Source organism: Sodalis sp. RH24 (assembly GCF_047324145.1).
Lineage (GTDB): Bacteria > Pseudomonadota > Gammaproteobacteria > Enterobacterales > Enterobacteriaceae > Acerihabitans.
This window is the reverse complement of record NZ_CP178729.1, coordinates 3,112,305-3,126,608: the sequence shown is the minus strand read 5'-3', so window position 1 is coordinate 3,126,608 and position 14,304 is coordinate 3,112,305. Positions and strand designations below refer to the sequence as shown.

9 protein-coding genes and 2 pseudogenes are annotated in these 14,304 nt (G+C 48.4%); 5 read left to right on the top strand and 6 right to left on the bottom strand.

All coding sequences use genetic code 11. The annotated features are described in order from the left end of the window. Positions 1 to 190 precede the first annotated feature (190 nt). From ACL2XG_RS14230 to ACL2XG_RS14215, 4 genes and pseudogenes are all read left to right on the top strand, one after another. Positions 191 to 1,417 carry a hypothetical protein gene (locus ACL2XG_RS14230; protein ID WP_413721900.1) on the top strand — a complete coding sequence of 409 codons (1,227 nt, stop codon included), beginning with the start codon at positions 191 to 193 and terminating at the stop codon, positions 1,415 to 1,417. Positions 1,418 to 1,622: 205 nt separating this feature from the next. After that, the gene (locus ACL2XG_RS14225) at positions 1,623 to 2,768 is read left to right on the top strand and encodes a reverse transcriptase family protein (protein WP_413721901.1); all 1,146 of its coding nucleotides are present in this window, start codon (positions 1,623 to 1,625) and stop codon (positions 2,766 to 2,768) included. Positions 2,769 to 2,865: 97 nt separating this feature from the next. Then, positions 2,866 to 3,156, top strand: a pseudogene (locus tag ACL2XG_RS14220) (winged helix-turn-helix domain-containing protein); the annotation flags it as partial. Between the two features lie 548 nt (positions 3,157 to 3,704). After that, positions 3,705 to 3,827, top strand: a complete 123-nt coding sequence (locus ACL2XG_RS14215; protein WP_413721902.1) for a transposase — start codon at positions 3,705 to 3,707, stop codon at positions 3,825 to 3,827. Positions 3,828 to 4,339: 512 nt separating this feature from the next. Here the strand turns inward: ACL2XG_RS14215 and ACL2XG_RS14210 are convergent. From ACL2XG_RS14210 to ACL2XG_RS14185, 6 genes and pseudogenes are all read right to left on the bottom strand, one after another. After that, entirely contained in the window at positions 4,340 to 4,963 is a 624-nt protein-coding gene (locus ACL2XG_RS14210; RefSeq protein WP_413721903.1) for a TetR/AcrR family transcriptional regulator, read from the bottom strand. Positions 4,964 to 5,098: 135 nt separating this feature from the next. Beyond that, complete coding sequence (locus tag ACL2XG_RS14205) at positions 5,099 to 6,328, bottom strand: MFS transporter (RefSeq protein ID WP_413723528.1); 1,230 nt, start codon at positions 6,326 to 6,328, stop codon at positions 5,099 to 5,101. A 142-nt stretch (positions 6,329 to 6,470) separates the two neighbouring features. Then, positions 6,471 to 7,067, bottom strand: coding sequence for a hypothetical protein (locus ACL2XG_RS14200; protein ID WP_413721904.1), 597 nt, complete (start codon positions 7,065 to 7,067; stop codon positions 6,471 to 6,473). A 562-nt stretch (positions 7,068 to 7,629) separates the two neighbouring features. Continuing rightward, a complete protein-coding gene (locus ACL2XG_RS14195; protein WP_413721905.1) occupies positions 7,630 to 8,406 on the bottom strand; it encodes a class I SAM-dependent methyltransferase in 777 nt (258 codons plus the stop codon). An 883-nt stretch (positions 8,407 to 9,289) separates the two neighbouring features. Continuing rightward, positions 9,290 to 9,943, bottom strand: coding sequence for a hypothetical protein (locus ACL2XG_RS14190; RefSeq protein ID WP_413721906.1), 654 nt, complete (start codon positions 9,941 to 9,943; stop codon positions 9,290 to 9,292). Between the two features lie 12 nt (positions 9,944 to 9,955). Then, a pseudogene (locus ACL2XG_RS14185) lies at positions 9,956 to 10,123 on the bottom strand (Fic family protein); the annotation flags it as partial. Between the two features lie 614 nt (positions 10,124 to 10,737). On the opposite strand from ACL2XG_RS14185, the gene ACL2XG_RS14180 reads away from it, so the two are divergent. Further along, positions 10,738 to 14,256, top strand: a complete 3,519-nt coding sequence (locus ACL2XG_RS14180; RefSeq protein WP_413721907.1) for an AAA domain-containing protein — start codon at positions 10,738 to 10,740, stop codon at positions 14,254 to 14,256. The last annotated feature ends 48 nt before the right edge of the window (positions 14,257 to 14,304 follow it).

The window sequence follows — 14,304 nt, the reverse complement described above, 5'->3', positions numbered from 1 at the left end:
ATCAGAACCGGCGAAAGCCGGTTTTTTAATGCTCTTACTTCACCCCAAGTGTATGATAATCCTAAACACCTTTACCACCGTATAACCCATTGAATGTAAATTCAAAAATAAAGAGTGTATATTGTGAAGAGTTTTTTCATAAAAGAGTTTATAAATACCTTTTGCTAACACAACTTAGGTGAGGCCTCTGATGAGCGAGAGCGAAATAAAATTTCATAAAACTCAAAGGGCATTAGAATGGCTAAAGCAATTTAATGATATTGATCGACCTTATGCCAGTCTGTTACTCGAAAAATTACATTGGGTTTCATCTTATGAATTTGAAACAGCGATTCGTAACCAACTACAGACAATAAGCGATAATTCACAAGGGAGAATAGCTTTATTTGTTGAAAGAGAAGTGTCACTTAATGAAACGGTATACAGATTCAATAATGAAAAACCAAGAAGAGCTTTCGGTAAAGCTTTTGAGCAAATTAAAAATACAGATGAATCTAATGATATCGGAAGCGAAGGTATTTTAAATACGATTGCCACGAATTTTAAAAGATCTAATGCTTTAAAGTTTAGCTATTATCCCTCTGCGGAAAAAATGAGAAAAGAAAAGATAAGACATGTTGTTATCTTGACTGATACCATCGGTTCTGGCGATCAAATTCTCTCATTTATTAACTGCTTTAGTAAAACACCATCATTAAGAAGTTGGTATTCATCAAGGCATGTAAAATTCCATATCATATGCTATGCAGCCACAGAATCAGGTTTAAGGCTAATTGATAAGCATGTTTTCAAACCCATCACTCTTTATAAAAAAATATGCCCAACCATTGAAAATAGTTTTGATGCTGTAGACAAGAAAAAAATAATAAAATTATGCATTGATTATAATCCAGAATCAAAAGCAAATAAATCTTTCTTGGGTTATGGAGGCGTTTCTTCATTGATATGTTATGCACATGGACTACCTAACAATTCACCAAATATATTATTTAAAAGAACAAAGAAATGGAATCCTTTGTTTAGAGGTAGAACAGCAGTAGACTTTAAAGATGAACTACCAACGGGACCATCAATTTTAAGAGTTGATGACTACTTGAATATTTTAGGACAAAAAAGGATTGCGGCCTCAGAAAAGTTTAAAAAGCTTAATTCAGAGGGGAAGGGTTTTATATTAGTCTTATCTTCTTTATCAAGAGTTCCTAGGACAACAAACGCTATCGCTTCACGTAGCGGTTTATCATATAATCAGGTATCTGATATTCTTGTTAGACTTAGATTCTTGGACTGGATAAATGATAAAAACAGGCTAACGGATGAAGGACATATGCTTCTCGACGCATTCAGAAAAAAACCTACTAAAAAGCTTTCCATTTCCATAAGAGAGGATTATTATCCTATTACGTTGAGGAGGCCATAATGTTTCGTTTAGCGTTAACACAAGTGGCTTCACGCACTTGTCAGGTAGAGTTTAATGTCCTTTATCTGCGGGCAATATATTTTATGTGCTCATGTAATAGCTCACGCAATAGTGTAAGCAAAATCGCAACAATCCCGACTTCGTCGGATCGTCCGCTGTCTTACTTATTGTCGCGATTTTACTTACCCCTCCGGGGCCAAAGTAAATGAAAAAATGGTCTCCTCAACGTTTCCGCACTGATGCAGAGCGGAAAGACATAAAAAAAGAAATTATCGATAATTCAATTTTTTCCATCAAAAAAATCTTGTCTTTAAATAGTAATGTCACTCCAATTTTAACACTAAACCATTTGGCTTATATGGCTGGAGTTGAGTACACTTATTTGAGAGCCATTATTAACAGGCATGATTTTCATCCTTATAGATTTTTCTTGATAAGAAAGAAAGGCGGGGGGAATAAAAGAAAAATTTTCATTCCCGAGCCTCAACTTTTGAAAGTTCAGAGATTTATTCACAGTAAAATACTTATTCATATACCATCACATGAATCAAGTTTTGCCTATATACCCAACTCATCCATTTTTGATGCTGCCAATATTCACACTAATAGTAAGTGGCTAATTAAGTTAGACATAGAAAATTTCTTTGAAACAATTTCCGAGATAGACGTTTATCATATTTTCTTAGAAAATGGATTTTCAGAATTGTTATCTTTCGAACTGGCTAGAATCTGTACTTGGCCTGGACCACGTTCTTACAGAGAAAGAAAAATAGCCTTTAAGAAAAAAAATTTAAAATCTTACAAATTTTATAATGATAACAGTGAGTTGGGGAATACTCCTCAAGGTGCACCAACGAGTCCATGTCTATCTAATCTTGTTTGCAAGTCATTAGATGAAAAAATGGCTAATTTATCTGAGAGATTTACATTAAGGTATTCACGATATTCAGATGATATTGTTTTTTCTTCTGATTCAAATAAACTCTCAAGGCATGATGCTCTTGAGATTATAAGATCTGCTTATGAAATAATTAATAATTTTGGCTTTATCCCTAACAAAAATAAAACAAAGATAGTTCCACCTGGAGCTCGTAAAATTGTTTTAGGGCTAAATGTGGAAAAAGATGAAGTCGGGTTAGATAAGATGTTTAAATATAAGATAAAACAACATCTTCATTTTTGTAAACATCCGAATGTTGGACCAGTTAATCATGCAAAATTTAAAGGGTTTACATCAGTTATAGGTTTTAGAAACCATTTACATGGGTTAATTTTGTACTCAAAATCCATTGATGAGCATTTCGGTGAAAAAGCTTTAGATGAATTTAATGCTATCAAGTGGCCATTTTGATTTAGTAATCAGGTGTATAGCAATGAGAATAACCCTTATAAAATAAGTAAAATCAAAATTAAATTAAAGGATAATTTTTTTATGGACTCCGGTGCTTCTCCTTACCACGCCTGAGCCAAACGCGCTCTATATGGGAAACGCCAGCATTCGTCCGTCACGGCCGAAGCGTTATCTGTACCACGCCTATCTGGCATACATGGAAGCGAACGGATACAAGAACCCGCTCAGTATGAAGATGTTCGGGCTGTCGATGGACGGAATTCTGCGGGGATACGGACTGAACTATCTGAAGCGGCGAACAAAGCTGGGTATTCAGACCAACCTGGTTCTGACGGAGGATAGCAACACCGACTTGCTGCTAAAATGCAAAGATCCGGCAGCAATTTGAACCACCCTGAACCGGCGAAAGCCGGTTTTTTAGGCTTAAAGTACACCAGTGGTGAAGGGTATAATCAATTCAACACCCACACTTCATTATCTAATTAACTGAATATAAAGATAAATAATTAAAAGTGTAGAGTGTGAAGAATTTTTCATAAAATTTTTTTTGTGGGGGCTTGGTTCGGTTTCATGGTAGAAAACCTGACCGAGTAAAATATTTAAAGACCGTTGTACTGTTTGAAATTCTTGCCATGAATATAACTTAATGAGTTTTATGGCAACTGATAAAATTGCAGAGGGGGCATAAAAGGGGGCATCTATAATTTTTTATATTTTTTTTATAGATAAAACAGTAAATTATGTAATTGTTTGGGTCCGGCCTTCGCACCATTAGTACACTATCAGGTCACACAAGGGTGGCTTTTTTTTATGCCTGAAATTCAGTCTCCGCAAGGCTTTCCGCGCTTTTCCAGTTGACCCTAACCCAATATTCAACTCCACCCAAAACTGGAAATCCGGCACGTTAGACCCATCCCGTTGATGGAGGTGATGCCGATGCAAAAGTCCCGCTACACCCAAGAGCAGATCGCATTTGCGCTCAAACATGCCGAACTGGGTATGCCGGTACTGATGGTCTGTCGCACGCTGGAGATTTCCAATGCCACGTTTTGCATTTGACGAAAACGATTAGGCGGACTTTCCCCTCTGAATTGAATCAATTACGGCAACAGGAAGAAGGCAATGCCCGGCTGAGAAGTTGGTGGCCGACTTAAGCCTCAGCAAAGCCATGCTGCAGGATGTGCTGTCAAAAACAATCTGACGCTAACGCGGTTACGCGCATGGATCCTCGACGTGCAGACGAGCTATGGAGCCAGCCAGCGTCAGGTACGGGGTGTGCTCAACGCCAGCCGCGGTCCGGTGCGATATCGTTCGGTCGCACGTGATACTGCTACCTTATCCCAGCGCATTTGGGCGATCGCCGAGTGAATTGGCCGGTAAAATGCTCGATAAGTGGGTTTACGCGCGCCGGATAAAAATCGATTTCTCCCGACCGGGGAAACCGACGGAGAATGCCGCGGTGTAATCCTTTAATGGCCGCCACGGCAAATGCCTCAATCAGAGGAGGGTTCATGTCGCTGGGCGATGCCCGGTGCAAAATCGATGCAATTCGCATCAGCTTCTGCCTGGGTCTATCGCCCTGGCCACATTATCAGGAACGTCTGCACGATACCTTTCAGTTCGGCATCGCTTGTACCGGTCCCGGCCGCGATCAACAGGCCATCTGTGGTCGCCTTGAGCGACAACGCAAGGCTGCGGGCATCAAATTCTGATCCGAAGTCGCCCTCGGCCTGCGCCCGCTCGATCCGTTCGATGAGCCGCATGCGCCAATACGCTCCCCGTTCCAGCACATACTGCCGGACAGACTCGTCGCCCGGTGCGCTGCTGACCGAATGCACGATGCTCATGCTGCCTCGCGGATTGTCGCCTTCGGCCTGCAACGCCAGCGTACCGCGCAGAAGTTGTTCGGCCACGCCACGGGCCGTAGGCTGCTGCAAAGCGTCCAGCATGTAGGCCGACTTTTCCCGCTCATAGCGGTCAAGCACCTGGCGAAACAGTGCTTCCTTGTTGCCGAAGGCGGCGTACATGCTGGCCCGGTTGATGCCCATCGCCTTGAGCAACGTGCTGATACTGGCACCGGCATAGCCGTTCTTCCAAAACACGCGCATGGCGGCCACCAACGCGACTTCGGGGTCGAACTGGCGCGGCCGGCCGCGTGTGGTTTCACCGGGGAGAGAGCGACTTTGGCTGGGCATCAACGTTTATGATCCTAAATTCAGTTGTAGCAGTTTAATATAATTAAAGAACGAACATCCAATATTACTCCCGCCACGGCACCCCACGCATTAAGATCGGACGCGCGGCACATACCGAATCCGCGTTCGAAGGCCTCATTGATTGCTCTGCCGGAACAACGGCAACGCGCATAGGACGGCCACGACGGCCAGTGCGGCGGACGCGTAGCCGAGGAATGCCGTTCCGAGCTCGCTGATAACCCAGCCACCAACAACCGCCCCCAAACCGGTACCGGCATTGGCGGCCGACACATTAAGCGTGCCGGCCAACGCCTGGGCCTGCTGCCCATGCTGCATCACCCGGATCTGACAGATCGGGAAAAGCGCCGTATAGGCGATTCCCCAGAACGCCAAAACCGCAGACAACGGCCAATGATTGGACGCAACCGGGACGAGGATCACCATGACCACTGCCAACAGGAACAGAAAACCAACGGTGGCCCCCAGGGAATTGCGATCGGCCATGACCCCGCCCAGCCAGTTGCCCAGCAGCCCCACGATGCCGAATCCCATCATCCACCATCCCACCCACGATGGTGCAATCTCCGCAACGCCTTCCAGCAACTCGGCCAGAAATGTGTAGGAAGTGAACATCGCGGTGAAAACCAGCACGGATAGCAGGACATGCATGAGGAACCTGGACGACTTCAGTAGGCTGAGCTGGCCCGATCGTGAGGCCACGGGTACCATCGGCGGTCGCGGCATGCAGACGTGCATTAGCAGTGCAGCCAACAGGGTCAGGCCGGCCAGGACCGCAAAAGCGCCGCGCCATCCGATGGCATTGCCTATCACCGTGCCGAGCGGCACCCCGAGGACCAGGGCGGCAGAGATGCCCAGGTAGACACGCCCGACAGCACGTCCCGCGTGCCGGGGGCCGGCCAGTTGTGCGGCCGTCTCGCTGGCCGTTCCCCAGAACACGGGCAGCGCCAGCGCGGGAATGAAGCGCGCCACCGCCAATATCCAGACGTTCGGGGATATCGCTGCCATCAGGTTGGCGCCAGCAAAGATCAGTAGAATGATCGTGAACAGGCGCTTGCGTTCGCGTCCGGCCAGCCGCGCGGTTAATACCGGCCCGCAGAAGGTCACGGTGAACGCGAACAGCGATACCAGCAGCCCGGCCTGCGACGGGGTCACACCGAAGTCGCGCGCTAAGGCAGGTATCAGGCCGATGATGACAAACTCCGTGGTCACCAGCAGGAAGCCGGCAACCGCCAGGATTGCGATCGGCGCAACGGGAATATGCGCTGCGGCAGGGAGATCGCCGGGGGAAGATGGCCTTCTCCCGTCCTGTTCGGGCAAAACTGGCTTATTGTGTCCTGATCTCATCACTCATCTTTCCTTTCATAGAAACGGGTACATCACAATCACACCTAAATAAGGAATGATCATTCCATTTTTCGGCGAAAAAATAGATTGGCAGCGAACTCATAGGAAACTCCGGACGACATGGATGGTTTGCACATGACATTTACTGCGTGCCCTGTTTGATGGCATCACTCACACGCGGCAGCAAGTTCTCCTCTTTCCACCGGGTGGAGAACGCTTCCGATACCGTCCCATCCATGCGATAGAAGGCTCCCTCTGCAATTGTCGCCAGTTCCCGGCCTGTCCGCACAACAAATGCCTCATCGCGGGAGAAGTTCATAAAGAACACGTGCTGCGTTTCGGTATTCCGTAGCTTGTCGAGCGATAACGGCAGCGAGCCCGACTGCGGCACGATCACCCCCTCGGGCAACACTGGCTCGAAGCCCAAGGAGCGCAGCACATTCAACACCGGCCCAGCCACTTCATGGGCGTCATTGAAGACATAGAGCGTCTTGTCGAATAGCTCTACCAGCAAGACCCGGGGACCTTTCTGCAAGGCGCGTTCGACGAACGGAACAGATCTGGCCGTGCCTGCAGCCGTGCTCTGGGCCGACCCCGCCGCATGTGCGTGGGCGAAGAGCGTATTCGATGCCGCGACACCGGCCGACAACACCAACACCAGCGTCCCCATCTTCTGAACAACCGTTCGAAACCGGGTGTAAAGAGGTCTGAAAGGTAATATACCGAGATTCAAGGCCATCTTTTTTGAATCCTCCTGGTTGATAGATTCATGTCGCCAAGGCGGCCAATACGGCAATTGGGGAATGCCGGTGTAGAGACTCTATAATTTTCGGAACGATTGGTCAATATATCGGGCATGCGTTACCATCCAACCTTCGCATCCCATGATTTCGCTTTGACCAGACGTGAACATAGTTCTGCGCCTACCTCAAATTTTAGGCGGGTCAATGTGTATGAATTCTCAGGGAGCTAATACAGGACTTATGCACGCTTTGATACGCTGCGCATTTCAACGCACTTCAGTTCAGGCGGCAGTATCGGCAACTCGTTGTGAGGGGGGGGATTAGGATTCCACTTCATATGTTTATAAAAACCGTTTTCATCGACATATAGCCTTAATATGTCGATGCGATAAACATGTCACGCCCTCATGTTTAAAAAATCGCGTTTTATCGACACATGGCCAGAACGTGCCGATACCATAAGCCGAGAGCTGGGGCACTAGCGTACCCAGATCACCACTGTTTATTTAGGACAGTAAGCAAGGGGAGAGTATTCACTGCAGACGCGGAAAATAGCGGTCAACCCACATTGAGCACGGGTGCCGACAGCGACTTTTGCGCTTTAAGTATTAAAAACGGTGGCCGGCGGCAGTGCTTCATTAATTCAGGTCGCTGTACCAGGGCTTCTTCTGTCGGTTGCGGCTCAGACAAGGCGCGCAGGGTAAAACCACAACCCAGCAGGGTATTCACATAGTTTTGTGTCGTGCGATGGTATTTGATGACGTCGTTTATAAACCACTTCGTATGGCGTATTGACTGATCGTGATAATTATCCAGCGGCCAATGTTCGCCGGTTTCAGTGGTGATCCATCCTACCGGCCAGGCGGTACAAACCGGATGTTCAACGCTGAAAATAAAATAGCCGCCGGATTTTAGCGCCTTATAAACCTTGCGGCATATTCCCGTGTAATCCTCGACGTAATGCAAGGCTAATGACGACACCACCAGATCATAGATATTGTCATCAGCCGCAAAATCCTCCATCGAAATAGGCTGAAAGGTAATGCCCGGATCATCCGTCAGGCGTTGCGCCTCAGCCAGCATACGCGTTGACAGTTCAATTCCCGTGACATGGGCGGCGCCCTTGGCGCGGGCGTATCGCGCAAAATCGCCAAAGCCGCTGCCAAGATCGAGCACGTTCAAGTGGCTCAGTTCCGGCAGTAACGCGCGGATCGCGGGCAGCTCCAGCGCGCCGTTCAGGCCGGAGTCCTTCTGGCGTAATGTTTTATATCCTTCGAAAAAAACAGGGTCATCGTACACATTTTGCCGGGATAAATCGTTGTGCAACGCAGTCATGATACAAGTCTCCTTTGTGGTCGGTTACGTCAGCTTGCTCTGATGCTAATGAAATTAGTGGAGGGAAGCACTATTTTGATCGATGATATACCTATCAATATTCATCCGGGAGAGGGCGTTGATGACACGCATCGCGATCGATTTACCTGAAGAAGATCTCCGGCAATGAGATAATCTGGCCGCTATACGCCATCTCTCCCGGCCAGAGTTAATCAGGCAAGCCTTGTCTGGCTATCTTGCAGATAATCGTGCTGATAGTAATAATGCGTTTGGCCTATGGGCTAATAGCAACACTGACGGCATCCTCTATGAAAGTCAGGTCCGCAATCATGACTGGGAATGAGTGTTCGATGGGCTTCGTTTGACATCGCTATCAGTTTTAAAATGGCGCTGAAAAAGTCCTCGCAATCTGGTTTGACCAGTTCTGGATTCAGCGTAAAAATATGTCGGCTCCGCCCCATCTTAACAAATTGGGGGCCTTTTTGAGGGCTTCGATAGAAAGGCTTTCTAACTTACTAAAATTAAATAATTATTTGGTGTTCGATTTCGGCCTTCCCATTACTACATAATCAGGTCACCCAAGGGTGGCTTTTTCTGTCCATATTCTTCTGCAAGTTCATAATCTTCTTTTATATAAAGAAATATATCCATCTTTCCTTCCGTGTCGAGTTCTCATTCTTCCATGCTGGCCGTTTTTCATCCATTAATATCCGGTCCATGGATGCGGCTTCCCGTTTGCAACAAACAAAATCAACGCGCTCCTGCCATGGAACCTCACATCCCTGCGGAATAACGGTCAATACGGCCCTGGGCGTATGTTTACACTGGGAGAGGTGCCGACAGTGTCTATACAGATTCTTCGGGGTAAGTTCAGGGAGACGCGCTATGTTTTTTGACAGCCCGTGACTTGCGGGTAATTGCGACATACGAGATCGAGTTTGTTTTTCGGTTCGAAACCTTTATCCAGCATGCATCGCTGAACATTAGCGGCTTTGCGCAGCGTGGGCACGTAAGGCGCCGAGCCCAAAGGTTGCGGATAACCGCATTGATACATCACCGCCAGTGCTTGTTTGTCGTTTTCAACTTCATGAGAAAAATGCAGCGAGGCCCCCACTTTACGCCAAGTAATCAAGGAAAACTTGCTCACGCCGGAATCCGGCTTAATCGGATGAAACCCGCTGTCTGCGACAAAAGGCAGCGCTTCCTGCTGGCTCTGGCTCAAGGGGTGCCCCTGCTTTTGCTGGAGGCAGGCTGGTGTATCATGGTAAACACGAACGCTGCAAATTTTGAATCCGTCTTTGCGGGTAAACCCCATATTTTCCATGCATTGGTAATACAGAACGGACTCATTATCCGTTTTGGGGATATCGGAGCCGGGGAGTTGCACGCCGCATTTACCCATCGCGACGCGCACGCCGTCGATATCCGTATCAGGACGCTGCCACTGTGTTAGATCCGGTGCTGGGGGGCATCCTGTCAGCAGGAATACCGACGTCGTCAGCAGAAGTAAAGTCATCAGAATCGATTTTCGGAACATTAAAATCCCTTATTCTGTCACCCCGCGCAGGAATGTGTGGTAATCATCACGCCTCTCCAGGTTGGGGCGGGACAAATACAGTATAGGCAGCGAAAGCAACCCAGACTGAATCAGGTACAGGATATTCAGGATACGACTCGTTCACCTGTTCCCGTCCGGGAACGGGTGGATGTACTCAAAAAACATGTCACGCCATCATGTTTAAAAAATCGTGTTTTATCGACACATGGCTAAAACGTGTCGATACCATAAGCCTATCCCGGCCATATGTTTAAAAAAAAATTTCATCGACACATGGCCGAGACATGTCGATATTGTAAATACGTTCGGGCCGTATATTTAAAAAAATCATTTTTATCGACATATTCTAAAATGTTTTACGTGCGCCATCTGGATTGATCTATAACCATTTTCTAGCATACAAAACGCATTGGGTCGAAGACAAAACAGTCTATAAACTAAATGAGGCAACGCCGGAAGCGTACCTGCGCCCTGTGCAGGCGACAATTGCGGACCATTCCATCAATAATGTGCCGGATCCTGGCGGTTATGGGGGCATTCTACATACCCAAATCGTGTTAAATAACACCTCTATTTATTAATCGCGTAATAGTAAACACAAGCTGAATAATAAAAAATTTTGAATGCCTGTCGCCATAAGTAAACCCAGTCATGCTCAATTCCTTCCCAACACAAACAAACTATTGCGATCGTGTTCGCATCGTGGAATGCTTAACAATGTGCTGCGTTTATATCAATGAAATCAATAATTTTTGTTAAGTCAGGGACGGGGAATGGACAAGAATACTCAGGGGTTCACATCATACTGGCGTAACTCCTTAGCAGACGCCGAGTCTGGTAAAGGGGCATTTGAGCGTAAAGACGCGGATAAATTCATCCGGTGGATGGACATCTCCACGGGACGGCTGGATGAAGAAGTTATTAACGCATTCTTTGAGGGTGAAAGCGACACGGTAAAAACCGTCGAGGTATTGTTACGACCAAAAGCTTGGATCCGCCAGCTAAAGCATGGTAAAGAGCGAACGGCAGGCGCGCCAGGTATCGCCACACCGCTGGTGACTTCCGCTCTCCTGAACCGTGAAGGCTTTTTGTTCCCCACTGCACCTGCCACTATCCCTCGTGACCTGCTAGAACCGCTTCCCAAAGGCACCTTCTCCATTGGCGAGATGGCGCAATATGACAGATACAAAACCACGCATAATTCGACCACTTTTGGCGAGGATGACGAACAGCAACGCCGCGAGGAAAATGACGAGCAGCGGGTTAAGCGTTATGAAAAGCATCAGCAGCAGTGGCAAAGGTACCTGACTGAGACAAATAATCTCCTGGAAAGCGTGGCCGGAAAATGGATCGCCACCCACGAGCAATACGAACCGGCAGGGTATGGCTACATTATCAAAGCGAACCAGCCCAGCGGGGCCAGCCTCCATATCCTTCCTCTGTATGATCATCTGCTGATGTGTAAAAAAGAGGTTCCGTTACTGGCGTGCTTTGCCTCGACGGAAATGCCCCCCGTAGAACCTCTCCTTGCCGCCAATGCAAAGTTCAGCGAGCGTCTGGGGCATTCCGGGGACGAGTTCCCACTGGCTGTGGCGCAGCGAGACGCCCTGAGCCATTATCTCACCCAAAAGCAGGGTGATATCCTCGCCGTCAACGGCCCGCCGGGAACCGGAAAAACCACTCTGGTTCTCTCTATCATTGCTACTGAATGGGCAAAAGCTGCTCTCAATAAAACCGAACCGCCGGTGGTGATTGCCACATCAACCAATAACCAGGCAGTGACCAACATTATTGAAGCGTTCGGTAAAGATTTTGCCACTGGCACCGGAGCAATGGCCGGGCGCTGGCTGCCTGAGCTGAAAAGCTATGGCGCGTACTTCCCGTCTTCGGGCCGTAAGGCCGAGGCTGTGAAAAAATACCAGACGGATGACTTTTTTAACCGTGTTGAATCCCTGGAGTATGTTGAAGATGCGCAGGCCTTCTATCTTGCAAGGGCAAGGGTGGCGTTTCCGTCGGAGGAATGCAGTTCGCCCGAACGCGTCGTGGATCTCCTGCATGAGCGTTTAACCGAGCAGTCCGCGCAGCTCAAGCAAATCGATTCAGCATGGTACAGCCTGAGCCGCATCCGCCAGGAACGGAGCGCTATCAGCGAAGATCTTGACCAGTACATTCAGGACAAAAGTACGTTATTGCTCGACCGCACGAATGAAATTGCGCTTTTAACACTGGGCAAAAAGCAGTGGCAGCAATATCGCGCGGGTGAGTCGATGATGTATGCGTTCTTTTCATGGATCCCCGCAGTTCGTACTAAGCGCCATTATCAAATTAACCTCTTCCTGGACACTACGTTTGGCACACGAATGGCCGGGTTCCAGGGAATTGCGCCGGAAGGTATTGACGCGTATATCGACGGTTTGATTGCGCAAACGCAAAAAGAGCAGGGTGAGTATCAGCAACAAATCGATCTTGCACAGGACGTTTCCCGGCGCGAAAGCGCGGCCGTCAAGCATTGGCGCCAACTGACCGGGGCATTGGGACATTCAGGCGAAGAAGAGCTGGGCCTGGCCGGAGCTGATGAGCTTGCTGATACGCAGATTCGCTTTCCGGCGTTCCTGCTGGCGACCCACTACTGGGAAGGTCGCTGGCTGATGGATATGGCCGCTATTGATAATCTTCAAAAAGAAAAAGGCCGAAACGGCGCGAAAACAGTTAAGGCTCGCTGGCAGCGCAGAATGAAGCTCACCCCCTGTGTGGTGATGACCTGTTATATGCTGCCTTACCATATGAAAACCAGTGAATTTGCAGGTAAGGGAAAGCCATTTGATAAAAGCTATTTTTATAATCTTGCTGATCTGCTAATCGTCGATGAAGCGGGGCAGGTGCTCCCGGAGGTGGCGGCAGCCTCCTTCGCGCTGGCGAAAAAAGCGTTAGTGATTGGCGATACGGAACAAATCGCGCCTATCTGGAACAGTTTGCCCGGTATTGATATGGGCAATATGGTGGAGGAGAACATCCTCCCCGGCGGCACTCAGGAAGAGCTGACGGATGCCTATGCGCTGATGTGTGATTCAGGTAAAAGCGCGGCGTCGGGCAGCGTCATGAAGGTCGCGCAATTTAATTCGCGCTATCAGTACGATCTGGATCTGGTCCGCGGGATGTACCTGTACGAGCACCGACGCTGCTTCGATAACATCATTGGCTACTGTAACGCGCTCTGCTACCACGGCAAATTACAGCCGAAACGGGGCGCACAAAAAGAGACGCTTCTTCCGGCGATGGGTTATCTGCATATAGATGGTCTGGGTCAGCAGACAAACGGTGGCAGCCGCTACAACGCCTTTGAGGCCGGGACGATAGCGGCCTGGCTGGCGTCGCACAAAGAGGAAATCGAGCGTCATTACGACAAACCGCTGCATAAAGTGGTGGGGGTCGTTACGCCATTTTCGGCGCAGGTCAACGCCATCAAAGCGGCGTTGCGTAAGCTTGACATTAACTGTAGCGGTGATGAAGATTCCCTGACGGTCGGCACGGTGCACTCCCTGCAGGGGGCGGAAAGAGCGATTGTGCTCTTCTCCCCGGTCTATTCCAAACATGAGGATGGCGGGTTTATCGACAGTGACAGCAGCATGCTGAATGTCGCCGTCTCCCGCGCTAAGGACAGCTTTCTGGTCTTCGGCGATATGGATTTGTTTGAGATCCAGCCCGGTTCTTCGCCACGAGGATTGCTGGCAAAATACGTGTTCGCCTCAGACAGCAACGCATTGCAGTTTGAGTTTCAGGAGCGCAAAGATTTAAGCGCAGCACAAACGCAGGTCTCTACCCTGCACGGGGTGGAGCAGCATGATGCGTTTTTGAACCAGGCTTTTGACACTATCGGGAAGAGTATTACCATTGTTTCCCCTTGGTTGACCTGGCAAAAGCTGGAACAAACCGGCTTTCTGACATCAATGATTAAGGCGTGCTCGCGCGGCATTAATATCACGGTGGTGACAGACAGATATTACAATACCGAACACGCCGATTATGAAAAGCGTAAAGAGAAGCAACAGCGTCTTCACGTAGCATTGGAAAAGTTGAACGAGATGGGTATCACTACGAAGCTAGTTGAGCGCGTCCACAGTAAAATTGTGATTGGGGACGAGGGACTACTGTGCGTAGGGTCGTTTAACTGGTTCAGCGCCACGAGAGAAGAGAAGTATCAACGGTACGATACGTCGATGGTTTATCGCGGCGAGAGCTTAAAAGGTGAAATCAACACGATTTATACCAGCCTGGAGCAGCGCCAGTTGTAAGGCGAGTGCGAGTCCTTTAGATATGGAGTGAGCACCTTGAATATGTTG